The organism is Bacillus sp. FSL K6-3176, from assembly GCF_038003325.1.
GTDB classification, from domain to species: domain Bacteria; phylum Bacillota; class Bacilli; order Bacillales; family Bacillaceae; genus Bacillus; species Bacillus altitudinis.
Genome location: NZ_JBBOOX010000001.1, coordinates 3,590,232 through 3,616,047 on the forward strand (window position 1 = coordinate 3,590,232; position 25,816 = coordinate 3,616,047).

At 41.7% G+C, this 25,816-nt stretch carries 23 protein-coding genes and 1 pseudogene; 6 read left to right on the plus strand and 18 right to left on the minus strand.

What is annotated here, in order from left to right; genetic code table 11:
- Window positions 1–32: 32 nt before the first annotated feature.
- Together MHB38_RS18680 and MHB38_RS18685 are read right to left on the minus strand one after the other, a co-directional pair.
- On the minus strand, window positions 33–1,160 hold the full coding sequence (locus MHB38_RS18680) for a hypothetical protein (protein WP_341004181.1): 1,128 nt from the start codon (window positions 1,158–1,160) through the stop codon (window positions 33–35).
- Between the two features lie 141 nt (window positions 1,161–1,301).
- Entirely contained in the window at window positions 1,302–1,958 is a 657-nt protein-coding gene (locus tag MHB38_RS18685; RefSeq protein WP_268390612.1) for a type 1 glutamine amidotransferase domain-containing protein, read from the minus strand.
- A gap of 227 nt (window positions 1,959–2,185) precedes the next feature.
- Between MHB38_RS18685 and MHB38_RS18690 the strand changes: the two are divergent.
- Window positions 2,186–2,377: pseudogene (locus MHB38_RS18690) on the plus strand (hypothetical protein); the annotation flags it as partial.
- Window positions 2,378–2,521: 144 nt separating this feature from the next.
- Here MHB38_RS18690 and MHB38_RS18695 read toward each other — a convergent pair.
- From MHB38_RS18695 to MHB38_RS18745, 11 genes are all read right to left on the minus strand, one after another.
- On the minus strand, window positions 2,522–2,893 hold the full coding sequence (locus MHB38_RS18695; protein ID WP_007498006.1) for a DUF1304 domain-containing protein: 372 nt from the start codon (window positions 2,891–2,893) through the stop codon (window positions 2,522–2,524).
- Window positions 2,890–3,153, minus strand: coding sequence for an ORF6C domain-containing protein (locus MHB38_RS18700; RefSeq protein WP_008345710.1), 264 nt, complete (start codon window positions 3,151–3,153; stop codon window positions 2,890–2,892). Before MHB38_RS18700 ends, MHB38_RS18695 begins: the two co-directional genes overlap by 4 nt.
- 207 nt (window positions 3,154–3,360) lie before the next feature.
- Window positions 3,361–5,742, minus strand: coding sequence for an immune inhibitor A domain-containing protein (locus MHB38_RS18705; protein WP_025208238.1), 2,382 nt, complete (start codon window positions 5,740–5,742; stop codon window positions 3,361–3,363).
- A 189-nt stretch (window positions 5,743–5,931) separates the two neighbouring features.
- Window positions 5,932–6,225 carry a putative quinol monooxygenase gene (locus MHB38_RS18710; RefSeq protein ID WP_008345714.1) on the minus strand — a complete coding sequence of 98 codons (294 nt, stop codon included), beginning with the start codon at window positions 6,223–6,225 and terminating at the stop codon, window positions 5,932–5,934.
- 25 nt (window positions 6,226–6,250) lie between these two features.
- Complete coding sequence (locus MHB38_RS18715) at window positions 6,251–6,889, minus strand: nitroreductase family protein (protein ID WP_017368360.1); 639 nt, start codon at window positions 6,887–6,889, stop codon at window positions 6,251–6,253.
- 13 nt (window positions 6,890–6,902) lie between these two features.
- The gene (locus tag MHB38_RS18720; RefSeq protein WP_045033720.1) at window positions 6,903–7,346 is read right to left on the minus strand and encodes a MarR family winged helix-turn-helix transcriptional regulator; all 444 of its coding nucleotides are present in this window, start codon (window positions 7,344–7,346) and stop codon (window positions 6,903–6,905) included.
- 534 nt (window positions 7,347–7,880) lie between these two features.
- Window positions 7,881–9,182, minus strand: a complete 1,302-nt coding sequence (locus tag MHB38_RS18725; protein WP_035702607.1) for a pyrimidine-nucleoside phosphorylase — start codon at window positions 9,180–9,182, stop codon at window positions 7,881–7,883.
- A gap of 24 nt (window positions 9,183–9,206) precedes the next feature.
- A complete protein-coding gene (locus tag MHB38_RS18730; RefSeq protein WP_057078859.1) occupies window positions 9,207–10,388 on the minus strand; it encodes a NupC/NupG family nucleoside CNT transporter in 1,182 nt (393 codons plus the stop codon).
- 167 nt (window positions 10,389–10,555) lie between these two features.
- Window positions 10,556–11,227: a deoxyribose-phosphate aldolase gene (deoC, locus tag MHB38_RS18735; RefSeq protein WP_007498018.1), complete on the minus strand. Its 672-nt coding sequence runs from the start codon at window positions 11,225–11,227 to the stop codon at window positions 10,556–10,558.
- An 84-nt stretch (window positions 11,228–11,311) separates the two neighbouring features.
- Window positions 11,312–12,256 (minus strand): sugar-binding transcriptional regulator, encoded by a 945-nt coding sequence (locus MHB38_RS18740; protein WP_019743593.1) that lies wholly within the window; start codon window positions 12,254–12,256, stop codon window positions 11,312–11,314.
- 60 nt (window positions 12,257–12,316) lie between these two features.
- Window positions 12,317–13,192, minus strand: a complete 876-nt coding sequence (locus MHB38_RS18745; protein ID WP_268390606.1) for an aldose 1-epimerase family protein — start codon at window positions 13,190–13,192, stop codon at window positions 12,317–12,319.
- 239 nt (window positions 13,193–13,431) lie between these two features.
- Here MHB38_RS18745 and MHB38_RS18750 point away from each other — a divergent pair, with 239 nt between their 5' ends.
- Entirely contained in the window at window positions 13,432–15,255 is a 1,824-nt protein-coding gene (locus MHB38_RS18750; protein ID WP_025208244.1) for an acyltransferase family protein, read from the plus strand.
- 95 nt (window positions 15,256–15,350) lie between these two features.
- Here MHB38_RS18750 and MHB38_RS18755 read toward each other — a convergent pair whose 3' ends face one another.
- The 3 genes from MHB38_RS18755 to MHB38_RS18765 all read right to left on the minus strand — a co-directional run bounded on the left by MHB38_RS18755 (window position 15,351) and on the right by MHB38_RS18765 (window position 18,606).
- Window positions 15,351–16,622: an MFS transporter gene (locus MHB38_RS18755; protein ID WP_025208245.1), complete on the minus strand. Its 1,272-nt coding sequence runs from the start codon at window positions 16,620–16,622 to the stop codon at window positions 15,351–15,353.
- A gap of 182 nt (window positions 16,623–16,804) precedes the next feature.
- Window positions 16,805–17,902, minus strand: a complete 1,098-nt coding sequence (locus tag MHB38_RS18760) for a saccharopine dehydrogenase family protein (protein ID WP_017358626.1) — start codon at window positions 17,900–17,902, stop codon at window positions 16,805–16,807.
- Window positions 17,899–18,606 carry a class I SAM-dependent methyltransferase gene (locus MHB38_RS18765; RefSeq protein ID WP_048002491.1) on the minus strand — a complete coding sequence of 236 codons (708 nt, stop codon included), beginning with the start codon at window positions 18,604–18,606 and terminating at the stop codon, window positions 17,899–17,901. The genes MHB38_RS18760 and MHB38_RS18765 overlap by 4 nt, the downstream gene beginning before the upstream one ends.
- A gap of 125 nt (window positions 18,607–18,731) precedes the next feature.
- Between MHB38_RS18765 and MHB38_RS18770 the strand changes: the two genes are divergently transcribed.
- Window positions 18,732–19,739, plus strand: a complete 1,008-nt coding sequence (locus MHB38_RS18770) for a helix-turn-helix transcriptional regulator (RefSeq protein ID WP_008345737.1) — start codon at window positions 18,732–18,734, stop codon at window positions 19,737–19,739.
- Window positions 19,740–19,774: 35 nt separating this feature from the next.
- Here MHB38_RS18770 and yidA read toward each other — a convergent pair whose 3' ends face one another.
- Window positions 19,775–20,587, minus strand: a complete 813-nt coding sequence (gene yidA, locus MHB38_RS18775; protein WP_008345739.1) for a sugar-phosphatase — start codon at window positions 20,585–20,587, stop codon at window positions 19,775–19,777.
- Window positions 20,588–20,898: 311 nt separating this feature from the next.
- Between yidA and MHB38_RS18780 the strand changes: the two genes are divergently transcribed.
- On the plus strand, window positions 20,899–21,258 hold the full coding sequence (locus MHB38_RS18780; protein ID WP_007498034.1) for a MerR family transcriptional regulator: 360 nt from the start codon (window positions 20,899–20,901) through the stop codon (window positions 21,256–21,258).
- A 144-nt stretch (window positions 21,259–21,402) separates the two neighbouring features.
- The gene (locus tag MHB38_RS18785) at window positions 21,403–22,386 is read left to right on the plus strand and encodes a Gfo/Idh/MocA family protein (RefSeq protein ID WP_341004184.1); all 984 of its coding nucleotides are present in this window, start codon (window positions 21,403–21,405) and stop codon (window positions 22,384–22,386) included.
- Between the two features lie 41 nt (window positions 22,387–22,427).
- Here MHB38_RS18785 and MHB38_RS18790 read toward each other — a convergent pair whose 3' ends face one another.
- Complete coding sequence (locus MHB38_RS18790; RefSeq protein WP_341004186.1) at window positions 22,428–23,942, minus strand: methyl-accepting chemotaxis protein; 1,515 nt, start codon at window positions 23,940–23,942, stop codon at window positions 22,428–22,430.
- A gap of 318 nt (window positions 23,943–24,260) precedes the next feature.
- Between MHB38_RS18790 and MHB38_RS18795 the strand changes: the two genes are divergently transcribed.
- Window positions 24,261–25,598, plus strand: coding sequence for an amino acid permease (locus MHB38_RS18795; RefSeq protein WP_007498042.1), 1,338 nt, complete (start codon window positions 24,261–24,263; stop codon window positions 25,596–25,598).
- Window positions 25,599–25,816: the final 218 nt, after the last annotated feature.

Consider the following 25,816-nt stretch of genomic DNA (forward strand, 5'->3'; position numbering starts at 1 on the left):
CACATGTGGCGATTTGATGTCAACCGCCGATCTTAATTCAATGTATTGATCGTTGGCAGCTTCTCGATCCCTGCTGCATAGTAGAAATTAAGGACACTGAAGAAATCAATTGGCTTTCCTGTCTTTAAATCAACAGCCAAAATATGATCGCCGTAATTTGTCAGGTCATCAATGTCTAAACGCCTTGGCGTTGTCTTTCCGAGAGTATCAACAAAGCTGCTATGGTAGTACTGCCCACTAGCAAACGATGATTCATGATACATAAATAATGTCTCCACATCTAAGTAGACAAGAATGGCCTCAGAGGAACTCGCATATGGAGCAGAGTACGATACTGGTGCCGAAATACTCTTCACTTTTACACTGTCAACAGAATGCGTTCTCTGTTGATATTTTCCATCATATGAGAAATAAAATACACGCTCCCATTTATAATCGGCGGTCTTAGATTGTTTGTTATACACTTTTGTACCATTTGCGAAAACATCCCCATTGGCATACGAAGCAACAAAGTATTGCAATGTTGATGACAGGGATTCAGCACCTGTGAAATTTGGTGGGTTTTTTGCATTCACCTGTAATGTATATGAGTCTCCAAAGTCTCCACCGCTAGTAATACCAAACGCATAATCCCCCGCTGGTAAATTGCTTAACGCAAGCAGACTGCCTGCCGGTTGAATCAGATCGGTTGGATAAGCTTGTCCTTCTTCATAATCAATAACAAATAACTGAACGAAATAATCAGCATTTGGAGAGGTAATCCGGCTGATGAGCGCCTGAGGGGACGATGTACTTAAGAACCATAAATCAACTGGATCTTCCTCGTTTAAAACTGCCGATTGATTAATGGCTAGTCCATCAATAGAGCGAACGGCAGACGTGCGCATCTTTCCATCTGCAGCCGCTTTTCGTTTAATACTTATTCCCTTTTTCTTATCTACTTTAAATGATTTTTTTACTTCCTTCTGTTGAACCGCAGTCCCTTTATCCTGCTTTTCAAACGACTCTTGCACTTGCTGAATGGCTTTTTCAGTCAGTGGCGATACTTTTTCACTTGATTTTGGTGCATCTTCTGCTTTGATTGCTGTTGAAAATAAACCTGTTGTGATCAATAAAATAGACAGTAAGGCGGCGGTGATTTTGACATAAAATGCTCTCACAGGAACATCCCCTTTTCCCTAATTTGGGTTTTTTACCCTGTGATTATTTTACCATTTTTCTAATACTTGTTTTGGACTTTTTTAGGAAATTTTCATAACAAAAAACCAGCCGTATGAGTCACGACTGGTTTATTTGATGATTTATGCAATGGTTTTGACAAATAAGCGTGCTGTTTCTGCACTTGATCCTGGATTTTGTCCAGTAATAATTTGTCCGTCTACAACAGCGAATGGCGCAAATGCATCGCCTTTTTCAAATGCTGCCCCTTGCTCGCGAAGTTTTGTTTCCAATAAAAATGGAACTTTAGATGTCAGCTGAACAGCATCCTCTTCCTCATTTGTGAATCCTGTTATTTTCTTGCCGTCGATAAATGATTTTCCATCACGATCCTTCACATCAACAAAGGCAGAAACGCCATGGCAAACTGCCCCAACGGCTCCATTTTTGTCTGAAATCGCTAAGATCGCATCGGCAACCAATTGATTGGACGCAAAGTCGATCATTGGGCCATGTCCTCCAGCAAAGAAAATGCCATCATACTCAGCTGGGTTTACATCTGTCAGTGCCTTTGTGTCTTGAAGTAATTCATACACATCTTGATATTGTGCTGGGACTCCTTCAGGAATTGAATTTTTATCGATCGGTACTGTTCCACCTCTTATTGAAACGATTTGCACGTTTAGTCCATTTTCTTTAAAAATATGAAATGGCTCGGCCAATTCTTCTAGCCATAAGCCTGTAGGGTGTCCGTTCATTTCTGAGCTGCTTGTTGATACTAATAAAACGTTCTTGCTCAACTTTATCATCCTTTCTATTTATCATGTGGCTATTTTATATTTTGCACAATTAAATATCAAGCAATCAGACTTGGATACAACTCTTTATGTTATACCCGATTTTTTAAAAAATATAGCCTCACTTCAAATCTAATCATTCTGTCACATTCTATTGACAGGGAATTTCATGTAAAATTGTGATGAAATGATATAATATGAGAAACAATTGACAGACCTCTTGCGCTAGAGGGAATTTAAAAGGAGTGGAAAAAGAGATGAAAACCTATTCGATTGTGATGATTATCATCACGCTCTGTATCATATTGGCTGTCTTTTTAATGAATCTTACGGGCGTCATGTATGGAAAAATCATATTGGCTGTCGCTGTTGCCCTTTGTCTTACGTCCATTATTCGTTTGATGGGAATGCGTAAAAGATAAAAGCCGCCCTCTAGGGCGGCTTTACCGTGTAGACAAACCCCTCGCATTCAGTGTCAGTCCTACGCTTCGGTGCTCACCAATGTCAAATTCACTCCGATGCTCGTCCTTCCTAAACTGCAAAGGTTTTCTATCACGCTGATAGGATTATATAGCCAGGATAAGTGCAATTAATGCAAGAAACGCTGGTAACCCTTGTTTGATGATAATCGATTTATTAGACGTCACACCGCCAAATACTGCTGCGATGAACACACAAAGAACGAAAAATAGCTGAATCATATATCCTACGGTATTCGAACCAAGAATGAGCCCCCAAATGAGTCCAGCAGCTAGAAAGCCATTGTATAGCCCTTGATTAGCAAACATCACTTTCACATTTGGATCCTTTTGTAAGTGTTCAGGCAGATTGAAAGATCTTTTCGCCATTTTTGATTCCATAAAAAACATTTCTAGTAACATGATGACAATGTGCTCTAAAGCGACAATTCCTACTAAAATCATTGCTAAAATATTCAATTTAGTGAATTCCTTTCTGATAGACGGTCTCGTATTTGTATTTTGTCCGTGTATAAATCAAAGTCTTGGATTAGCTCTAACGCCTCATGAAAACGACTTTGTGGAATGTCTTTCATTTTTCTTACACCAAATTCCTTTTTAATAAAAGCCATGATGGTATTAATATGAAGCTTACCGTGGCCATCATACTCTAAATGGCTGCAAAAAGTCTGCATCGTCCCTCGAATCACCTTTAATTGCTTGGCAGTGACACAACTCATTGGTAACGCTCATCCTTTCTTGGTTTTTTAACAACTAAAAAGAACATTGAATGAAAGAAAAACCTTCCAATCTCTATTATATAATGGTTTCATTCGGATATCAAAATAAAAAAGAACAAACATTCGATCAAAGACGAGTCATACGCTAAAAATCCATGTCTTAACGTATCAAAAAGCCGGATTCATGGATTGAATCCGGCTTTTTGTTTAGTTGCTTTTAGAAATTAATACCTTTCCAACAGAACGGTCCTTACTTTGTCCGACGACTTTAAAAGATAGGCCGTATGTTGGCACATCACGTCCTGCATCCGGGTTATTTGGATTCACATAGTTCTTTTTATCACTAAATGTACGCGTTGGGCGGATATAGCGATCCTCTAAGGTTAAGCCTGTTGTCGCTGTATAATCAATATTCAGCTTCGTGCTTGGATTCAAAGAGAATGCTGCATCATGTACTTGGAAACCTGTCGCTGCAATAGAGCCGTCACTCCATTTCAACACTTGTTGATCTGCATCTACGACTCCAAGGAAGCCGTTCCCTGGATGTTTTCCAACCCAGTTATCACTGTACGATTGATCGACGTACCACACGACCAAACCGTTATTATAGCTCATCAGACTTGCTCCTCGTTTGATATGCTTTAAGCCTTTATCGACATCAGCATAAGAGCGCCATTCTAGTAAATAATACTGAGCGGCATATTGTTTTCCATTAGATTGAGAGAATCCATTAAAAGTGAACGTGGACGTTCCCTCGGCATCATCTGACCACACTTTTGATCCATCTGCTGTAATCTTTAGATCATCTACAAATAAACCTGGCAGTGAATATCCTGCATCGGTTGTATAGCGGAATTGCAGATCGATCTTCTTCCCTGCATAAGCAGAAAGATCAAAGGATGCATCTACCCATCCATCTGATTTTCCATCGATGCCATTGCCTTCATTCGCTCCTGCCTCATTTCGATCATTCGTAATATTACCAGCAATGGTTGTCCATTTGTCTGTCCCAGTTTCACGAACTTCTACATACGCATAGTCATAATCTTCTTCGATATCGTACCATGCTTTAAACGTAAGCTCGGCTTTGCTTCCCTTCGACAAATCAATCCCAGATGTCGTCATGGTAGCATTCAAATTGTCACCTGTTCCGCTGAAGTATGAATATTGCCCTTGTGCAGGCTGAGTGACCACAATCTCTTTATCTGGCAAATCGACTCGAACCGCATCATGGTTGGTTCCTTTTGTTGCTGCTTCATCGATTAAAACTGTTTTGCTTTTTGTTAATGTCTTACCATCAATGGTTTTTCCAGAAAGCCAGTTGCCGCCATGCAAGTTTTGAAGCATTTCTTTTGCATATGGACTAAAACCTGTTGGTTCCGTACCAGGTACTTTACCTGCCCAGCTTCCGCTTGACATGATAGACCAATAAGAAACGGGCTCTCCTCTGCCTGTGTATTGTGTATCGTATTCATCAGGCAGACCAAGATCATGTCCAAATTCATGTGTGAACACACCTGCTGCGCCATCTTCAGGCTCAATCGTATAATCTAGAGCGCCTAACTTTCCGCCTTGACCCACTTCTGATTCAGTGTTTGGAATCTCAAATACATCACCAAGTGACCAGCGATGCGACCAAATCGCGTCAGAGCCAAGCTGTCCGCCGCCAGCTTCTTCACCTACGCCAGCGTGTACAACCATGAGGTGGTCAATGATACCGTCCGGCTCATTATAAACACCGTCCCCATCCATATCATAGCGGTCCCATTGATCATATTCACCAAGGTCAATGTTTGGATCCTTTGCCGCTGCTTCGAGGGCTTCTTTCACCAATTCGCGCGGTCTGCCGTCACTGCCTGATTCGTCTGGTACGTTCCCGCCATAATATGCTGCTTCATGCTTGGCTGTATACCATCCAGCTACTGTTCCACTAATCGTATAGCTTCCACCAGACTGCTTTTCATAATACTGCTTCATAGATACTTTTCTTTTACCATCTGGACCAATGTAGCCATTTTTTCCGAAAAGCATATCTTGGTAATGCTGCTGATCGTACTTGTCATAGTACATATCAGTCTCTTCTTTTTTAATACTATTATGCTTATAATCTTTAAAATCTACTAATAAGACCAAAACTTTATCATTACGGACGTCGCCTTTATATTTTTCCTTTTTCACCGGCTTTACTTGATTGCCTTCTTTTCCTTTATGCTTCTTTAACTTTTTCTTTTTGGCTAGTTTATTATGTACATTTTGTTTGTATTCTTTTAGGAATTCAGGTTCTTCTGTTAAGGTACTTGCGCTTTGTTTCATCGCTGCTTCTTCTTTTTTCTTTAGGTAGTTCTTTAATGCTTTTTGGGTTTCTGCCTCATTGGCATTCTTTTTGATCTTTCCTTGTTTTTTCAAGGCTTTGATGAGGCGGTCTTCATTGACAACACTTGCGTCGAATGGAATACCTGAATAATGACCACCATCTGAGGATGTTGACTTTTCTGAGGTGTGGGCAGATAGAGGGGTGCTGAAAGCTGTCAATGTGCCTAAACTGAGGACAGCTGTTAGTGCGATGCTCGTCCATTTCCCTTTTTTCATATTGGTTCCTCCCTAATTTGGTAATAAATAATATCTAATTCTAGCATATTCCAATATACTTAAGTCGAAAAACATTTTATTTTCAGAAACTTTGTGGAAAATGCACAATACGAGATTGAAATAGGTGGAACGAATTGTCGAAAATAAAAGAACCCTAGGCTATAAATGCCTAGGGTGTTTGTTGTTTTTCTATGAAAGCTGCTCTCCTTGATATGCAACAACATCAAGTGGAGCGGCTAAAAATTCTTTTGCCTTTGCGACGAAAGCTTGGAAATGTGCACTTGCATTATGGCTTTGAACCGCTGCTTCATCTTTCCACACTTCTACCATTAAAAAGGTGTTTTCTTTCTCTGTATCCTTGAAAAGCTTGTAGGACACATTGCCTGCTTCTTCCTGTGAAGCTTTCATTAAACCGTTGATTTCTTCTAGAAATACGTTTTCTTTCTCTGGATGAATGGTCATCCCTGCATGAATAATAATCATATGATCGTCTCCCTTTTTTTAAAAATTATTTCCACTCTGTGATGCGATCGATCGGTAAACGGTAAGAAGCATAACCTTCGTCAGCCGCTTTCCCAATGGATAGAAGCATAACTGGTACATAGCGCTCTTTATCCCAGCCGAATGTTTCAGCGATGACTTCTTTGTCATATCCGCCAATTGGGTTTGTATCATAGCCATGCGCACGAGCAGCAAGCATCAGCTGCATTGACACAAGTCCACCGTCAATTAAGATCGTTTCACGATTCACTTGCTCTGGAAGAGCTTCAAAATGTGCAGTTAATGCAGCAATTTGTCTTTCTTTTACTTCCTGCGGCATGTAGCCATTTTCTACTGCTTTTGAATAAATTTCTTCTAAGTATTCATTGTTTTTCATATCTGCAAACACAGCGATGACAGCTGATGATGTTGCCACTTGTGTTTGATTGAATTTTGCAAGTGGTGCAAGCTTTTCTTTTCCTTCTGGGCTGTCAATGACCATGAAGCGCCAAGGCTGTGCATTCACTGATGATGGTGCTGTTGTTGCCTCTTCTAAAATCTCCGTCATTTCTTCTTTGCTAATTTTCACTGCTGGATCATAGTTACGAATGGAGCGGCGCCCTTTCATAATATCCATAAAATCGTTTGTTTTTAATGTTGTAGCCATGTGTAACACTCCTTTAGGTTGTTTGAATCTTCTCGATGTTTTGTTGTATACGGATGAGCACATCAGTGAGAAGCTTTCGTTCTTCATCACTTACGTTTTCAAGCATTTCTGAGATAAATCGTTCTTTTTCTTTTTTAGAAGCTTCGATTCTTGTTCTGCCTTCATCTGTCAGACGAACAAGCGTGACGCGATTATCTTCCGGCTTTCTTCTGCGCGTGACCATTCCTTTTGTTTCTAACTGTTTTAAGTGACGCGTCACAGCCGCACTATCAATATTTACTTTTTTCTGCAAATCGGATTGGCTGATTTCGTCGGCTTGGAATAACAGTGATAGCAACTCCAGTCTTGATTGGCTGATGCCCGTGCATGCTTCGAACTTCACACCCATCATACGGTTCACGCACTGCAAACGATATAATACCTCTGCTTCTTCAGAGCAAAATGCAGTCAATGCCATCCCCTCTTTTCTATTCAGATCAATTAGTTGATATATCAATCATTGACTCGTCAACTAATATACACCCATTATTTCATGATTGCAAGAGGTTTGTTTCATAAAGTGAAATTTTTTATTTCAATTAAAAAAGACGAGCTTTTGCTCGTCTCAGACAGTAGACAAAGGGCTAAAATGTAGTTTATTTTAGCCCTTTGTCTTCTTTTCAGCGTGAAAGAAAACCTTTGCAGTCTAGAAAGGACGAGCAATGGAGCGGAACGAATTTGACATTCGTGAGAACCAGCGCGCAGGACTTACACCGAATGCGAGGGTTTGTCTTCACGCTGTCGTCTTAAGAACTTGGTGTTGTTGTTGGTCCCACATAGTAGCTGATAAATCCAATAATCATCAAGACAACAAAAATAAAGAGAATGAGTTTGAGCATTCTCATGGTTTATCCCCTCCCACTCATCTAACTTATCATATCTAGAAGAAGCGCTACCTAAAATTTACATAAAAAAAAGACAAAAGCGATTCATCACTTTTGTCTTTTTCTCTTTATTCTGTAATCACTGTATGAATCAAAGTCGGAGCATCGGCATGGTCATCAATGCGGATGTTGTCATAAATTTTCTCCATGACATTCGCAACATCTTCACGATTTGCATGCAGCGTCACGAGAGATTCGCCTTTTTCTACACGATCGCCTACTTTTTTGTTGAGCATGATGCCAACAGATAGGTCGATATCGTCTTCTTTTGTTGCACGTCCTGCTCCAAGAATCATCGCTGCAACACCGATTTCGTCTGCGACGATTTCAGCGATCACACCTGATTCTTTTGCCGGCACTTCGATTTGATAAGGTGCTTGTGGCAGTTTTTCCGGTTGATCTACAATCGAGCCGTCTCCACCTTGGTTTTCTAAAAATTCCTTGAATTTCTCAAGTGCTTTGCCGTTTTTCATGACTTCAATTAGCTTTTCTCTTGCTTCATCAAGTGTCTCTGCTTTTTTCGCAAGAACGACCATTTGACTTCCTAATGTGAGCACAAGCTCGTTTAAGTCTTCAGGGCCTTCGCCTTTAAGCGTGTCAATCGCCTCTTTCACTTCAAGGGAATTTCCAATCGCTAATCCTAGCGGCTGAGACATGTCTGAGATGACAGCCATCGTTTGTCTGCCAACATTATTTCCGATACGAACCATTGCTTTTGCAAGCTTCTCAGAGTCTTCAGGTGTTTTCATGAAAGCACCTGCGCCTGTTTTCACATCTAATACGATTGCATCTGCGCCAGCAGCGATTTTCTTACTCATAATCGAGCTTGCAATGAGCGGGATTGAGTTAACAGTTCCTGTTACATCACGAAGGGCATACAGTTTTTTATCAGCAGGTGTCAGGTTGCCTGATTGTCCAATGACCGCTACTTTATGACGGTTCACCAGCTCGATGAACTCGTCTTTTGTAATTTCAACGTGGAAGCCTTTGACTGCCTCTAGCTTGTCGACTGTTCCACCCGTATGTCCAAGACCACGCCCAGACATTTTTGCAACAGGTACATCAAGTGCTGCAACAAGAGGAGCGAGTACAAGCGTTGTTGTATCGCCTACACCGCCTGTTGAATGCTTGTCTACTTTAATGCCGTCGATAGCAGACAGGTCAATTGTGTCCCCTGAGTTTGCCATAGCGAGTGTTAAATCTGCACGTTCTTGATCCGTCATATCTTGGAAGAAAATCGCCATCGCCAAGGCACTTGCTTGGTAGTCAGGAATTGTTCCGTCCGTATAACCTTTGACAAAGAAAGAAATTTCCTCTGAAGATAATTCTTTTCCGTCACGTTTTTTCGCAATGATATCTACCATTCTCATTGTTTTCACCATTCCTTTTTTAGTTTAGTAAATCAAACCGACAACGCCTGCTGTTAAGAAGCTGACGAGTGTTGCACCGAATAACAGCTTTAATCCAAAGCGTGCGACAACGTTTCCTTGTTTTTCATTTAAGCCTTTCACTGCTCCAGCAATGATACCGATAGACGAGAAGTTCGCAAATGACACAAGGAATACAGAAATGATCGCTTCTGTACGAGCAGTGAAATGAAGACCGTCGCCAGATAGAGCAAGCATCGCTACAAATTCGTTAGATACCATTTTAGTCGCCATAATACTTCCTGCTTGTACCGCTTCACTCCAAGGTATACCAACAAGGAAAGCAAATGGTGCAAACACATATCCAAGTACATCTTGGAAAGAAACACCGATGGCAGCTGTGAAAATACCATTAATCATCGCAATTAATGCAACGAATCCAATCAACATCGCAGCCACAACAATGGCTACTTTGAAACCATCCATAATGTATTCGCCGAGCATTTCGAAGAAAGATTGTCTTTCTTCTTCTACGACTTCAAGCATGTCTTCGTCTTTAGACACTTCATATGGATTGATGATAGACGCAATAATAAATCCACCAAATAGGTTCAGCACAAGTGCTGTAACAACGTACTCCGGTTTAATCATTTGCATATACGCACCGACAATGGACATTGATACAGTCGACATCGCAGATGCACACAATGTATAAAGACGCTGTTGAGGTAATAATCCAAGCTGTTTCTTAATGGAAATGAACACTTCGGATTGACCTAAAATCGCTGACGCTACGGCGTTGTAAGATTCTAGTTTCCCCATTCCATTGACTTTACTAAGCAAATACCCAATTCCGCGTACGATCAGCGGAAGGATACGCCAATGCTGCAGGATACCAATCAAGGCAGAAATGAAGACGATCGGCAGCAAGACATTGATAAAGAAAGTTGATGCATTATCATTCATTAAACCGCCAAATACGAAGTTGATCCCTTCACCTGCATAGCCTAGAAGCATTTGGAATCCTTTTGCAAAGCCCCCGACTAGGAAGTTCCCAACACCTGTATTGAGCAGAATATAACCTAAAATAAATTGCAGTACAATCATGACAATGACTGGACGGAATTTCACTCGCTTTTTCCCGTTACTTGCCAGCCATGCAATGGCGAGAATCACCAGCAAACCGATAATACCAATGACGTATTTCATGTTTTTCCTCCTTGAATGAATTCGTTTACATTAATGTGCTTGTATGGAACAAACCCTATTTCGCAAACAAATTGCGGAAGAAAATCCCAGAAATGAGATCCTTCCGCATATGACTTTTTCATCATCTAATGAGTCATGATTGTTATCCTACCATAGGATCGTATGAATTAATAGTCTTTAGAAGGAGCTGATTGATCCCCTTTAATAATGGAAACGCCTGCACTGGCACCAATACGGGTTGCGCCTGCAGCTGTCATCGCTTCTACGTCTTCTTTTGTTCTCACGCCGCCTGATGCTTTGACACCGATGTCAGGTCCAACTGTTTTACGCATTAATGCGATGTCCTCAGCTGTTGCACCGCCTGTACTAAATCCAGTCGATGTTTTGACGAAATCAGCGCCAGCTTTTACAGAAAGTTCACAAGCTCGTACTTTCTCTTCATCTGTGAGTAAACAAGTTTCAATGATGACTTTCACTAAGGCTTTACCTTTTGCTGCATCTACAACGGCACGAATATCTTGTTCAACTGCATCATATTCGCCATCTTTCAATGCCGCAATATTGATGACCATGTCCACTTCAGTTGCACCGTTTTCAATGGCATCCTTTGTTTCAAATGCTTTCACTGCTGTGGTGTTTGCACCCAACGGGAAACCGATAACTGTACATACATCAACGCCTGTTCCTTCTAGTTCTTTCGCCGCAAGAGATACCCAAGTTGGGTTCACACAAACGGAAGCAAATTGATATGTCTTTGCTTCTTCTAGTAACTGCATGATCGCAGCTTTAGATGTATCTGGTTTTAGTGCTGTATGATCAATGAGCTTTGCTATTGTCATGGTTCACACTTCCTTTTAATTATGATACTTTCATCATAAATGACTGTTGAACAATTGTAAACATAGTTATGAAATTTTGTTCATCTATTTTGTGACATTTAAAAGAGCTCTTGCTGTGTGCTGATCGATCATCAATACGTTCGCATATTTTCCTCTCAGCGCCCCGTGGATAGAAGCAACCTTTCGATGTCCACCAGCAACAAGAATGGAGCGCTCTTTTGTTCTCAAATCATCAAGCTCCACCCCGATTGTGCGATTGTTAATCGCTTCACTGCAAATGCGTCCTTCTTGATCATAAAAACGCGAACAGATATCTCCAACACTGGATGTCTTGAGTAGCGCCTTTTCTTCTTCACGGAAATAACCGAGTCTAAACAAAAGCGCCTCATCTCTTACCGTCCCAACAGTAAACACAGCGATATTTGCCTGTTTGCCCATTTCAATAATGCGCTGGATATGTCTGTCCTGTTCGACCATCTCTTTAACGGCGGCACTATCGAACACAACAGGCAGCGGCAAATAGCGTGGTGCCGTTTGAAAAGCTGATGCAAACAGCTGGATCGTTTCCGCAGAATATGTATTCACATGTGAATGGCTGATTCCACCTTTCAGCTGAACAACTTCTACCCCTTTTACCTGTTTAGGTTGCATCTTTTGAGCAATTTGATACATCGTGGTGCCCCAGCTCACTCCAACGATATCGCCGTCTTTCACCGTATTCTGAAGATAATCTGCACCAAACCGGCTCAAGTAGTCAGTAATCGTTGGATAATCGTCCTTTGGTGAAAATACCACATGAGCCTCGAGCAGATCATATTTTTCTTTCAGCAATGAGGACAGCTCATTTAAATCCTCAAATGGGTCCATCACTGTAATTTGGACGTACCCTTTTTCCTTCGCATACTGAAGCAGACGAGACACCGTTGGCCTCGACAGGTCAAGCTGCTTGGCGATTTCCTGCTGACTGTAATCAGATAAGTAATAGAGCCTTGCTGCTTCAATACTTAATTGCTGTTTCTCCCGATCCATTCGTACGCCTCCTTTTTTCCTCTATCATAACAAATTGTTCACTTCACCATGCACAAATGTTCATTTAAAGAAAATGGTGTAGGCTGCGTGAAAGGTCTCTTGCTTCTCTAAAGTTTGAATGCCGAATTTCTCCTTATACTGCCCATTCATCCCTTCCATATCAGCGATCCCATACCAAGGCTCAATACAAACAAAAGGAGCCATTGTTCCCTTTTCTTGATCATATGGAGACCAAATACCAACGAACGGAAAACCACTGAGATCGACCTCAACGCCGTGACCTGCTTGAGAAGTCAATGATACTTGATCAATATGACTAAAGATCATTGCATCGTTCTGAAAAAGTTCTGGGCGAAGTTGAATCGGCTCAAACTCAACACCTTTCTCCTTCTCTCTCACAAGTGAATCATGAAGTTCATATTGGACTGGATCATGTTCGGTGGAAGGTGCCAATGTAAGTGAATAATCAGCTGTCTGCTCGCCTTCAACAAGCGGAACATGAAATGCCGGATGCCCGCCAATTGAGAAATACATCGTGCCATCTCCTTCATGAACAATTTCCCAGGAAATCGTTAGTCCATTTTCCGACAGTGCATAACTGATGCGCGCTGTAAATTCATACGGATATTGTGACCTGTGACGGCCATTTGATTGATATTGAAAAACCACCTGATCTTTTGTTTCTTGAAATAGTTCAAAATCAACATCACGCAAAAATCCATGCTGCGAGAGTTGATACGTTTGATCGTCTATCTTGTATTGATCATCCTTCAACCGTCCGACAATCGGAAATAAGACGGGCGACACCCTGCCCCAATAAGCAGGGTCACCAGACCACATATATTGACGTCCACTTTCTTTATGAAGCACCTCTCTCACCTCGGCACCTCTCTCATTGATTTGAACCAATAACAGATCATTTTCAATCGTTCTCATTCAACACATCCCCTTTCCTTCTTCTTTTATTATGACAGGGATTTTCGGTTTGAGTATAAAAATAAGAATCCCTCAAGCCTTAGAATATTTCTTCATATAAAAAAATTTTAAAAAAGACAGAAATTCGCCAACAAAATGTAATGCTGATTCGTCTAATCTTATATAAAATAAAAGAATCGTTGTTCTTTTGGAGTGACAACAAAAAAGACGCGTTTGACATTGATGGGGGATTCTTTTTCATGAACAGCAAGGAAAACCGTTTACGTTACATATTAGGATTAGATGGACTGAGAGCTGTTGCCGTATTGGCGGTCATTGCTTATCACTTACATATTGAACCCGCAAGCGGCGGGTTTCTTGGCGTTGATTTGTTTTTTGTGATTTCTGGTTACTTGATTACAACCATCTTGCTGCATAAGCAGGATCTGGGCTATCAAGAGCTTCTGCCTTTTTGGATGGGCCGCATCAGAAGGTTGCTTCCAGCTGCCTACGTCATGATTTTTTTAATCGTCAGCTGGTGCGCCATTGCTGGTTCAAATGCATTAATGTCCATTCGTGGCGATGCCTTATCGTCCTTTTTTTATGTGAGTAACTGGTGGTACATTTTTCATCAGCTCTCTTACTTTGACAGCTTCAATGCTGTATCTCCACTAAAAAATTTATGGTCTTTGGCGATTGAAGAGCAATTTTATCTCATTTGGCCGGTACTGTTGATTGCTGGACTGAAATGGGTGAAAAATAGATCCCATCTTCCTATGATCACCTTTGGTCTGGCACTTGTATCTGCTTTATGGATGGCCATTCTCTATTCACCGGATACTGACCCGAGCAGGATCTATTATGGAACAGACACACGTGCGTTTGCACTCCTCATCGGGTGCAGTCTTGCATTTGTCTGGCCCATGCACAGACTTTCCAGCAGAAAATTACTTCCTGTCGGCAGACGTATGTTACAAATAGCCGGATTCGGTTCGATGGTCATTTTCCTCTTATGTGTTTATGCAGTCGACGAATTTGACGGCTTTCTCTACCAAGGCGGTATGCTTTTATTCTGTTTGAATGCAGCGATCTTAATTGCGTGTGTCTGCCATCCTGCCAGTCTTATTGGGAAATGGCTGTCTTTTCAACCACTCGTTTGGCTCGGAAAGCGGTCTTATGGCATCTACTTATGGCATTATCCAATTATCGTGCTAACCACACCGGTCATTGAGATTGGACAGCCTTCCATGGGACGTGTCACATTGCAGCTCATCGCAATTCTACTCATATCAGAGGCTTCCTATCGTTTGATCGAACAGCCGATTCGTAAACTCGGGTTTAGACACTATTTTGCCTCTTGGTCGATTTGGAAAACAGGAATCAAGCAATGGTCTATGTCCAATAAAGTGTTTCTTGGTATTGCCGCAGTCCTTTTGATTTTATTTACCATTGGCATGTCTAGCTCGTCTCATACATCCCCACATGCCAAGGAAGTAACACAAATTAAGACAGCGCCCCAAAAGGCAGGCGGTCAGACAGAATCAAAAGTGAAGAAAAAGAAAGACAAACATGAGAAAAAAGCAGCAGATCAGAAGCAGTTTCACCAAATTCTTGCTATTGGTGATTCCGTCATGCTAGACATAGCGCCGAATCTTGAAAAAGCATATGCACAAATCACCATCGATGCAAAGGTTGGCAGACAAATGAACGAAGCCGTCAACATCGCTCCTCAGTATGCTTCATTTAATCAATCTAATGCCGCTGTTATTATTGAGCTTGGCACAAATGGTTATTTTACAGAGGGGACTTTGACCTCATTCATTCAACATTTCTCGAAGGCTCATATTTTTCTTGTGAACACTCGCGTTCCAAGATCTTGGGAAAATGATGTGAATGCAGTCATTGAGCGTGTGGCCAATCAACATCACAATGTGAGCTTAGTCGATTGGCATTCAGCCGCTACCGGACAGCCATCCTATTTTCAGCCAGATGGTGTTCACCTTTCCACAAAAGGCTCTGACACATTGACTGAGCTCATTAAAGCCAGTATCAAGAAAAAAGGAGATGTGTCCTCGGCATCATAAGAAGACTAGCATCCTGTGAAGAGAGATTCAAAAAAGACATGCTTTCCTATGATTGGAGGCATGTGTTTTTTGTGATGGATGAGCACGGAGCTGCATTATGTTTTACTTTTAAAAGACCAAACGATGACAGGGATGAGAATTAACGATAAAATTCCTCCGCTTAAAGATAATGTAGCATAACTCGTATTCGCCACGACCATTCCTGAAAGGGCACCGCCAGAAGCACCTGCTAACGCAACAAAAACATCGAGTGTTCCTTGGGTTTTTGCCCGGGTTGATGGTTCTGTAGCATCCACTATTTGAGCAGTACCACTAATTAAACCAAAGTTCCATCCCAATCCAAGTAAAGACAAAGCAATGATTAATAGAATCATTGAATCACTTGGTGCGAATGCTGCTAATAAACCAGCAAGTAACAATGTGATGCCCGACGCTATGCTCATAGCTGTTCGTCCTAGTTTATCTACAAGTACACCCGTGATAGGTGAAGGAAGATACATGGCCCCTATATGAAAACCAATCACAATGCCCACTTCGGCTAATCCATGACCATGATGCTGCATATGCACCGGTGTCATGGTCATGAGTGCCACCATGACAATTTGAGTTAAGATCATCACTGTGGCACCTACTGTAAGCCCTTTTTTATCTGTTTTTTTATCAGCAGCATCTGCTTTATTTCCATGCCCATGTTCTGCTTTGTAAGTTGCTATTCTTCGGGCAATGTCTAATGGATCAGGACGCAGCAGAATAAAAAGAACAAGACCAGCTACAATAAATGCTGCTGCTGATAAAATAAAAGGACCGGCAAGTGCTGGAACACCAATGGACACTGCAAATTTACCCATCACTTCAACTAAATTCGGACCTGCTACTGCTCCAAATGTTGTCATGACCATTGTTGTACTAATGGCAGTTGCACGCTGTTTAGAATTCGCTAAGTCCGTCCCAGCATAACGCGCTTGTAAGTTCGTGGATGTTCCTGCTCCGTAAATGAAGAGCGATGCAAATAATAAAGTGACACTATTCATCATAGCTGCCAGCACAACGCCAATTGCTCCGAGCCCTCCAGCAACAAAACCTGTCGATAAACCGATGCGTCGTCCATAACATTGCGAAAGCTTTCCTACAATGAAAGCTGACCCAGCTGACCCCAAAGTAAATAAAGCGATTGGGACTCCTGCATAGGCTTCAGTTCCAAGCATTTGTTGCGCTAAAATGGCACCTACCGTAATTCCTGCAGCTATTCCAGCCCCTCCAAATATTTGCGATAGACTGACAACGAACAATACTCGTTTATATAATTTTTTCAATTTTTGGGGTGAATCTATATAATTCTTCACTACATCTTTTTCTGTATCTAGCACTTGTAAACACCCACTTGAGATTTATTTGCCCAATGTAACCATTATATCAGCTCCGACTACCATCTTTGATTGCCTCTCGGCCATTTACATGGAGAGCAAGCGGTTGTTTTCGGATCATGAATAAAGCGCCCACATGACTGACCTGTACTTTTGAGCTGATGCGTATCTCTTGTCGTTTTCTTTTATGCCGTTAAAAGGCTGGCTCTCAATGCTAATGCGTGCTTTTCCTTCGTTTTTTGATCCACCAACGCAAAATCACCATTCTCATACGCTAATGAAAATAATTCTTCGATATGAAAGACACCTGCCTGAAACTGCCTGCTCAATACATGCAGTGCCGCAGCACTGGCGACTTGAGCCGTTGCTTGAGACTCATCGCGACCTTTTATTCCAAGCGCTGCTTGATGAATTTCGTTACCCTTCATTCCTACCGCTTCCACTTTCACTGCATATTGATCTGTACCCATTTGAGCAGATTGAATCAGTGAAATGGCTCGTTCCTTGATTTTCGGCATCGTGAGAAGGGACGTCATTCCGAGTTTCCTTGTGAGAGCAAATGCACGTGTCGCTACACCAGAATCAAAACAGAGCCTTGTTGTCACAGAAGGCACATGGAGCGTTGAAGGCAATGTTTGCTGGTCAGAGAAAGGGAATTGATAGGCTTGCCGCTTTCCAAGCGTTTTGCCAAAATCAATGCGTTTCCCTCCAGTAAAACTTTTGACTTTCTTTCGCTGATGATTCTTCGTTAGCTCATAATCCGTATGCACATGATCAAGCGTCCATTCAATAGCTGCTTTTCCATGCTGGTCACCTAGCCCAAGCATGATACTAATATCAATTTGCTCCACAGAGGTCAGAATAGATGCCGCCTTCGCTGCAAGCAAATTGGTGAGACCAGGTGCAAGACCTACGCTCAGCACAGCCGTTGCGTTCAATTGCTGTTGATGGACCTTTGCTAGCTTCTCAATATAGGCTCCTTTTGCCGAAATATCGAGATAATCAATACCTGATCGTAAGCATGTTTCAGCAAATGACGTGTCATCTTGATCCAGACACATGATCACGAGTTTCGTTTCATCCATCCAGTCCGTATCCATTGGTTGTCTGACGTCTATCTGAAATGGACGTACACGCCCATTTGTTTGGCGTGCAAATTGTTCAGCCTTCTCATAACTTCGGCCAGCCGCAAAGACTTGGCCTGGATACACGTCACTTAATTGAAGACATATTTGCTGCCCCACATGTCCATAACCGCCTATCACCATCACTTTTGACCTCATTTTCCAACCGCCTTTCTATTGCCTCTTTTACAAACAATCCCTTTGATCATGCCCGCTTGAAAATAAGGTCTGATGTCTTGAAATCCTGCTTCGGTTAATTGTGCTGTCATTTTTTCTTCAGACACGGGATATGTTGTGACACCCAGCCTTTCTCGGAAGGATGTAAACACTTCCTTTCCCAAGCCTTGACGATTCATGAAGAGAGAAAGCATTTGAAGCTCCTGCTGAAATGCAGGCGTTTCTGGGTCTCCTTGAATAAACGCCAACACGAGAGGCGCCCCTGGTTGAAGCCGGCGGGCGATCTCCTGTAAAAAGGTCAGTTGATCTTTTACAAAATGAATGACAAGCAAACTTACTGCTGCATCGTACAACTTTTCAACCGGCACTTTGTCTAAGGCCATCTCATACCATGTGACGCGATCTTGCATATGAAGCTGTGCCACTCTGCGCTTGGCCATATCAAGCATGGTTGGAGATGGATCAACCCCTGTGATATGCCAGTCTTTATTTCTTTGAAGCATGTTGATAATCTCTTCGCCCCCACCTGCTCCGACTGTTAACATGCGAGAAGCCGCTCCCATTAAATCGATTTCTACTCTATCCACTGTCAGCTCATGCAAAAGATGATAGCCCGGTACTTTATGTGCAATTGTCGCTGCATAGGATTCAGCAACAGGATCATGCCAATGTTGATTTACACTCATATGTCTTCTCCTCCAGTTTCCGCTTTGCTTCGTTTCCTTTACACTAACGGTATGTTATCTTCATTGTAAGAAGATAGATGAAAAAAAACGATCCCTAAAAGTGGGGATATTGAGGAGGAGATCAAATGAACAATCCAGCCGCTCATTTTCAGCAGCTGAGAAAAAACATTCGAGATGAACTTGCTGCTATCTGTGATTTTGATGCTGCCTGTATCACAACCATTGATCCAGCTACTCTCCTCTCGACGGGTTCTTTTACAGATGAGCCGATTGAAGCCATACATAACGAGCTGTTTCAAAATGAATATTTAAAAAAAGATGTGCACCAGCATGAAGATCTAGCGAAAGGTCCTGTCCACGCTGCCAGTCTCGTCCAAAGCGGAGAATACACCAATAGTGGTCGATACCAGCACATTTTGTTACCTAACGGATGGGCAGATGAATTGCGGGCAGCCCTTGTGATTCAAGGTGAATGCTGGGGAATTGCCAGCCTTTATCGGAAAAAGGAGAAGGAACCTTTTCATGAACAAGATATACAAGCGATTAGCCGCCAAACACCAGCACTCGCTGCCAAGCTGAGAGATGAACTTTTTAAAAGAAGAGAAACGGAAGAAGATGAAACGGCGGAACACCAAGGCTTCCTCATTCTTTCACACGATTACCATCTTCTTTATGGAAATGAAACCGGACTTCATTGGCTCCACACCTTCCAAACCTTTGAGCAAATTCATGACGGTGCCATCATGCCCCGTCCGTTTAGAGCATTAGGTGCTAAGCTTTTATATGGAGGCGGTGACCAAACAGCGGTCAGCATCACTAGAATGCCGACAGGGCGTTTTCTCTCTCTTCAAGCATTTCGTTTAGCACAGGCAGCCGGGCAGGAAGAGGCTGTCATGATTCATATTAAACGAGCTCAAACAAGTGACATTCTTCCTTATATAGCGAAAACATATCGGCTGACAGAAAGAGAAATGAACGTCCTTGACTGCTTAATCAAAGGACAATCCACAAAGGAAATTGCCAGTACGTTATTTATCTCGCCTCATACGGTGCATGATCATGTAAAGGCAATGCTCGAAAAAACAAATTTGAACAGCAGACGTATGCTTGTTTACTTTTTCTCACACATATAAAAAAGCGGCTACCTCATTGGTAGACCGCTCTTTCTTTATTTTCCGATGACTCGCTCATGCAGAACATGTGCGACTCCTGCTTCGTTATTGGATTTTGTCACAACATCCGCAACTGCTTTGACATCTTCAATGGCATTTCCCATCGCAACGCCACAGCCCGCAAATTCTAGCATCGACACGTCGTTCCCATTGTCACCAATCGCCATCACTTCTTCACGAGAAATCCCCAGTTCATGCGCTAGAAGCTTCACAGCATTCCCTTTGCTCACATCAGGATGAAGAATTTCTAGGAAGAAATCTGTGCTTTTTACCATCATGTACTGATCCTTCACTTCAGATGGAATGGCTTGTATCGTCTTTTCCAAACGTTCCGGCTGATCAATATACATCATCTTCGGAAGTCTCATGGATGGGTCTGCCTCTTCGACAGGTAAATACTTGAGGGGCAATTTCGTTAAGTACGATTCAAGTACCGTGTATTCACTAATATCCCGATTTGGTGTGTATAGATGAGCTGAATCGAAATAATGCATAGGTGTATCCAGCTGACGGCTCAGTTCATATAAAGAAGTCAAATCATCATAGGATAAAGTTAATTCTGATACGACTTCATTTGTATGGCTGTTTTGTACAAGCGCTCCATTATAGGCGATGACATAATCCCCCTCTTGATCAAGCTGCAGCTCTTTTAAATAGCGATGCACCCCGCCAATCGGCCGGCCTGTACATAAAACAATTTTAACGCCTTCTGCCTTCGCCTGTTGAATGGCTTCAAACACCTCATCCGGCACCATATGCTGATCATTTAATAACGTACCATCCATATCAATTGCGACTAATTTATACATTTACTGCTCCCCTTTTCTCAGCAAAACGTGCTGTCACTATTTTGAGTGATCATCTACATGATCACATGCTGTTCATCATACTATGTACCTATTTTAGCCTATCGTTTTTTTCTCACGCTGTCTACTTGTTCATATCTGTTACAAAAAATCACTTGATCCTCATCTATTATAACGTATTCTATGGAGTCTGCTGTGAATAGGACAGACCTGTCATTTTAACAGTATGAAAAGGAACAAATGTTCATCGGAGAACATTTTGAAACTAGCAAATCTAATTGTATGATGGATAGCAAAGAAAGGAGGTGCAGGGAATGATTACATTTACGAGAGGGAAATTGTCGAAAATGTCTGGTGTACATATTGAAACCATTCGTTTTTATGAAAATGAGGGTGTGCTCCCCGAGCCTAAGAGAGCACATAACGGCTATCGTTTATATGATAAAAAATATGTACTCATGCTATCCTTTATCACTGAAGCAAGAAAGCTAGATTTCTCACTCAAAGAAATTCGAGAAATTATCACGTCACTATTCGAGAAACAGTCGAAAACAGAAGCGGAACAGCTGCTCGAACAAAAAGTAGAAGATATTCAAAAATCCATTCAAGAGTTAAAAAAGAGGAAGGCGGCCATTCAATTGTTAACAAAACAAACATTAGCTAACATTAGTTAATTGTAAGGGCTGCCAAAGATGTGCCGGTATTTTTTACTGGCACCCCTCTGCGACTAGCTGTTAAGTACACGTTGTATGAAAACATCAGGTATACTAGAGACAGCTTGACGTGACATCAATCGTATGGAAGGGGTTATGAATAGAATGAGAATAGCAACCATTGGAACAGGTGTGATTGTGGAAGGTTTCCTCCAGGCAATTGAACAGCTTGAAGGTGCTTCTTGCCACGCTGTCTATTCAAGAAAGGAAGCCACGGCAAAGAAACTCGCAGATCAATTTGGGGTGCAAACGACTTATACGGATTTAACCGCTATGTTAGAAGATCCCCACATAGAAGCGGTATATATCGCATCACCCAATCGTTTACATAGTGAGCATGCCACGGCTGCATTGAAACACGGAAAACATGTGATTTGCGAAAAGCCTTTTACCTCTAATGTGAAAGAGCTAGAAGCCTTAATCGCTATCGCAAAGGAAAAGCAGCTCTTCCTATTTGAAGCCATTACAACCGTTCATATGCCCAACTATCATTTAATCAAAAAACACCTTCATCAATTAGGCAGAATCAAACTCGTTCAATGCAACTATAGTCAATATTCAAGTAAATATAATCAACTGCTCGCCGGGGAAACGCCGAATGTCTTTAACCCAGAGTTTTCTGGCGGTGCCCTCATGGATATTAACATTTACAATGTTCATTTCATTATGAATCTATTTGGTTCACCGAAAGACGTTCGTTACCAGGCCAACCGCCATCCAAACGGCATCGACACATCTGGTGTTTTAACTTTTACTTACAATGATTTCATCGCCACAAGTGTTGGCAGCAAAGATACAAGCAGTATGAATTTCGCTTTGATTCAAGGGGAAAAAGGGTTCCTGCATGTGAAAAATGGTGCGAATGGCTGTGAGGAAGTGTTGCTGCATATAGGAGACCAAGTCACTTCACTCAATGCACAAACCAATTCAAACCGCCTGTTTTATGAAGCAGAAGCATTTCAGCATATCATTGAAACAGGAAATGTCGAAAAGTGTTATGAATGGCTTGATGACAGTCTTTCTGTCATGAAGGTTCTTGAAGCCGCTAGGAAAGACGCCGGTATTGTTTTCCCAGCAGATCATGCTTAAATAAAAAAACCGCCTTCTGATGAAAAGGCGGTTTTTTGACATTAGATACTCTTTGAATATGCCACTAGACGCTGAGACATATGATTCACTTCATCAACTGAAGCGTTCACTTGCTCTGTCAAAGCAGCCTGTGTTTGCGTAAGAGCTGTCATATTGGAGATATTTTCAAGAATTTGATCGATTTGTGTTTTCATTTCAGTTAAACTAGATTCGATATTTTCTGTCGCATTGGCACTATGAAGCGCTAGCTTACGCACTTCATCGGCAACGACTGAGAAACCGCGGCCCTGCTCGCCTGCTCTTGCTGCTTCAATTGCGGCATTCAAACCAAGCAGATTCGTTTGGTTTGCCACTTCTTTGATTAAGTCTGAAATGTTCTTCGTCTCATCTGCACTGTTTTTCGCCAAATTAGCAGCAGATGTTGACTGCTCTTGGGCGACAGCAAGCTCTTGTGCTTGGTTTGTCACAGAACTGATGCCAGATACCATTTCACTAATAGAACTTGAAAGCTGCTCTACTTGGGAAGCCATTTCATTGGCTGTTTTTTCTTTATTTTTTTCTAACGTAATATCACGAATCGTTCCTGCAACACGTAAAGGGGCACCCTTCTCATCACGAATGGTTTCACCGCCCGCATGATACCAGCGGTACTCGCCATTTTTACTTTGCAATCTATAATCAATGTCAAATGGTGTACGGCCAGAATGGTCATTTAAGTGATCCGAAAAGGCTTGGAGAGCCGATTCTTTATCTTCAGGATGCAAACGATCACTCCAGCTACTCAACACGTTCGGGAAATCTTTTTCATCTGTAAAACCAAGCGTTTTTCTAAACTGTGGAGACCACCAGAATTCATTGTTTGGATTGACAGAATCGCCAGCCTCTACAACCATATCCCAAGGCGCTTCCACAAGCGCACGGTTGATCAAGTCATATCTTGTCACGAATGCTTGCAGCTCTTCTTCTTTCAATTTCTGATCATGAATATCAAAAAGAGCCCCTGCCACACGAAGAGGTACCCCATTTCGATCTCGAATCGTCGTTCCAGTTGCTTTGAACCAGCGATACTCGCCATTTTTCAACTTCAGACGATATTCGATATCATACGGTGTACGGCCAGAATGATCCAATAAATGCGTAGAGAATGCATTCAAAGTGTATTCCTGCTCATCTGGATGAATTCGAGATGCCCAGCTGTCTAAGACATTCGGAAAATCGTTTTCATTTTGAAAACCTAGCATTTTGCGGAAATCATCTGTCCATGTGAATTCGTTTTTTGGATTCACAGGATCTCCTGCTACAACCGTCATATCCCATAGACCCACTTGAATCGCTTTTGTCACTAAATTCATACGCATATGAATATCTTCTTGCGCTTCTTGCATCTTTTGTAACGCTTCATTTATTTGAGCCACAGCTTCTATTGTTTGACTAGAAGAGAATGCAGCAGTATCAATTCTGGCTGAAAAATCTCCCTTTTCAATTCGTTCAACTAATTGACTGCTTTCACTAAGAAGGGCCCCCGACGATGAATCACTTGCTTTTCTCATAAACATCTTCAATAACTCCTTTCATTCTTCCATACTTTTTTGAAATATTTTACAGTTATAAATAATTCTTTATTAGGACTTTAGTAATACAAAAGATATATCGACAAAAACTGAAAATTGTTTATGTCAGAATGAAGGCAAATGTTCATTTTTTCACGAAGTTTCAGATTTTGGGGATGGGTCATGGAAAGGATTTATGGAAGAAAACGGATCATTTGATAGAATCAACCACCTATTTTGTCTGAAAAATCTCTTTTTTTATATTGACACTGACCGCTCGAAAAAAGAAAATGGAACATAAGCATTTTAAAAAAGGAGAACGTCATGAGCGCGAATCAGGAACAACACGAATTAAAAAAGCTTTTATCGCCGCGTCATATTCGCATGATTGCGATGGGCGGGGTCATTGGTACAGGAATCTTTAAAGGAAGTGCCGATACAATCGGCTTAGCAGGTCCTGGAGTTATCTTTTCCTATGTATTTGCTGGATTGCTTCTTCTCATTGTCATGGCGGCTTTAGCTGAAATGGCCATCGTCTACCCGGGGAATAACCTTCGCGACCTCATACAGATTGCGCTTGGTCAACGTTTTTCATTTGTTGTCGGATGGGTTTACTGTTTTATGTGGCTCACTGTATGTGTCATTGAAATCATTGCAGCGGGGAGTTTACTTCAATATTGGATGCCAAACGTACCTTTATGGTCTTTATGTTTACTTTGCTCACTCTTAGTCATCGGAATTAATTTAAATAATGTAAAATACTTTGGTGAAATTGAGTTTTGGTTCGCTGGAATGAAGATTTTCGTTATTATTGTGTTTATTATTCTCGGTGCTGCATTATTATTTGGAATCATTCCGAGCGAACAAAGCACGCCTGTTCTCACCAATTACCAAAACTTTGTCCCGAACGGATGGGGCGCTGTCTTTGCTTCATTATTAGTGGTGATCTTCTCATATGGAGGCTCAGAATTGATCGGGCTGACCATTACAGAAACAAAGGATGCAGAAAAGGTGTTACCTGGTGTTGTCAAAAGTATGATGTGGCGCATCATCTTGTTTTACACACTGCCGATTTTGATTATTTGTGGACTCATTCCTTGGAATCAAATTGATCCGAATAACAGTCCATTTGTCCAAGTCTTTTCAGCAGCTGGCATGCAAGGTGCCTCTCACTTCATTAATTTCGTCTTAATTACAGCTGTTCTATCTGCCGCCAACTCTGGTATTTACGGTACGACGAGAATGATTCATTCTCTATCTAAATCAGACGGCGGTCCAAAAAAGCTGGCACAGGTCAACAAAAGAGGTGTACCTATTTTAAGTTTATGGGTGACCGTTCTGTTTCTTTTAATCGGAACATTCTTTGCTTACTTGTACCCAGATCAAATTTTCAGCTATATGCTGGCTATTCCTGGTTTTGCGGTTTCTCTTATTTGGATCAGCATCTGTCTGGCTCATTTGAAACTGCGTCCAAGATATCCGCAGGAGCCGTATTTCAAAGTTTGGTTATTTCCGTATTTCACTTTATTTGCTGGTCTTGTACTCAGTGTCAGTTTTGTTCTGTTCCTATTCAGACCAGAGAACTTACCTAGCTCGATTATCAGTATCGGTTTCTTAGCAGCCGCCATCATTGCTTCATTCTTAATGAAAAAGAAAGCTTAGAAACGCATGAAAAAACCCGCCTCAATGGCGGGTATCAAATTGTTGACAAAGGGCTAAAATGAACTTGATTTTAGCCCTTTGTCTTCTTTTCAGCGTGATAGAAAACCTTTGCAGTCTAGGAAGGACGAGTACTGGCGCGGAGCGAATTTGACATTCGTGAGCACCAGCGCGCAGGACTGACACCGAATGCGAGGGTTTGTCTACACGCTGAAACCCGC

What these genes read in the sequence shown, in the direction of transcription:
- MHB38_RS18700 (WP_008345710.1), bottom strand. Translation starts at nt 3,153, where the DNA reads ATGAGTTGTGTCACTGCCAAGCAATTAAAGGTGATTCGAGGGACGATG.
- MHB38_RS18705 (WP_025208238.1), bottom strand. Translation starts at nt 5,742, where the DNA reads ATGAAAAAAGGGAAATGGACGAGCATCGCACTAACAGCTGTCCTCAGT.
- MHB38_RS18710 (WP_008345714.1), bottom strand. Translation starts at nt 6,225, where the DNA reads ATGATTATTATTCATGCAGGGATGACCATTCATCCAGAGAAAGAAAAC.
- MHB38_RS18715 (WP_017368360.1), bottom strand. Translation starts at nt 6,889, where the DNA reads ATGGCTACAACATTAAAAACAAACGATTTTATGGATATTATGAAAGGG.
- MHB38_RS18720 (WP_045033720.1), bottom strand. Translation starts at nt 7,346, where the DNA reads ATGGCATTGACTGCATTTTGCTCTGAAGAAGCAGAGGTATTATATCGT.
- MHB38_RS18725 (WP_035702607.1), bottom strand. Translation starts at nt 9,182, where the DNA reads ATGAGAATGGTAGATATCATTGCGAAAAAACGTGACGGAAAAGAATTA.
- MHB38_RS18730 (WP_057078859.1), bottom strand. Translation starts at nt 10,388, where the DNA reads ATGAAATACGTCATTGGTATTATCGGTTTGCTGGTGATTCTCGCCATT.
- deoC (WP_007498018.1), bottom strand. Translation starts at nt 11,227, where the DNA reads ATGACAATAGCAAAGCTCATTGATCATACAGCACTAAAACCAGATACA.
- MHB38_RS18740 (WP_019743593.1), bottom strand. Translation starts at nt 12,256, where the DNA reads ATGGATCGGGAGAAACAGCAATTAAGTATTGAAGCAGCAAGGCTCTAT.
- MHB38_RS18745 (WP_268390606.1), bottom strand. Translation starts at nt 13,192, where the DNA reads ATGAGAACGATTGAAAATGATCTGTTATTGGTTCAAATCAATGAGAGA.
- MHB38_RS18750 (WP_025208244.1), top strand. Translation starts at nt 13,432, where the DNA reads ATGAACAGCAAGGAAAACCGTTTACGTTACATATTAGGATTAGATGGA.
- MHB38_RS18760 (WP_017358626.1), bottom strand. Translation starts at nt 17,902, where the DNA reads ATGAGGTCAAAAGTGATGGTGATAGGCGGTTATGGACATGTGGGGCAG.
- MHB38_RS18765 (WP_048002491.1), bottom strand. Translation starts at nt 18,606, where the DNA reads ATGAGTGTAAATCAACATTGGCATGATCCTGTTGCTGAATCCTATGCA.
- MHB38_RS18770 (WP_008345737.1), top strand. Translation starts at nt 18,732, where the DNA reads ATGAACAATCCAGCCGCTCATTTTCAGCAGCTGAGAAAAAACATTCGA.
- yidA (WP_008345739.1), bottom strand. Translation starts at nt 20,587, where the DNA reads ATGTATAAATTAGTCGCAATTGATATGGATGGTACGTTATTAAATGAT.
- MHB38_RS18780 (WP_007498034.1), top strand. Translation starts at nt 20,899, where the DNA reads ATGATTACATTTACGAGAGGGAAATTGTCGAAAATGTCTGGTGTACAT.
- MHB38_RS18785 (WP_341004184.1), top strand. Translation starts at nt 21,403, where the DNA reads ATGAGAATAGCAACCATTGGAACAGGTGTGATTGTGGAAGGTTTCCTC.
- MHB38_RS18790 (WP_341004186.1), bottom strand. Translation starts at nt 23,942, where the DNA reads ATGTTTATGAGAAAAGCAAGTGATTCATCGTCGGGGGCCCTTCTTAGT.
- MHB38_RS18795 (WP_007498042.1), top strand. Translation starts at nt 24,261, where the DNA reads ATGAGCGCGAATCAGGAACAACACGAATTAAAAAAGCTTTTATCGCCG.